General features: G+C 53.4%; 1 rRNA gene. It reads left to right on the top strand.

Annotated features, from left to right (window positions below):
- Positions 1-223 (top strand): 23S ribosomal RNA (locus tag WG891_RS27205); the annotation flags it as partial.

Genomic DNA, 223 nt, shown 5'->3' on the forward strand with positions numbered 1-223 from the left:
GCTTAGAAGCAGCCATCATTTAAAGAAAGCGTAATAGCTCACTGGTCGAGTCGGCCTGCGCGGAAGATGTAACGGGGCTAAACCATGCACCGAAGCTGCGGCAGCGACGCTAAGGCGTTGTTGGGTAGGGGAGCGTTCTGTAAGCCGTTGAAGGTGGTCTGTGAGGGCTGCTGGAGGTATCAGAAGTGCGAATGCTGACATAAGTAACGATAAAGCGGGTGAA

Origin of the sequence: Serratia sp. MMO-28 (assembly GCF_037199905.1) — a bacterium.
GTDB lineage: Bacteria > Pseudomonadota > Gammaproteobacteria > Enterobacterales > Enterobacteriaceae > Chania > Chania oryzae.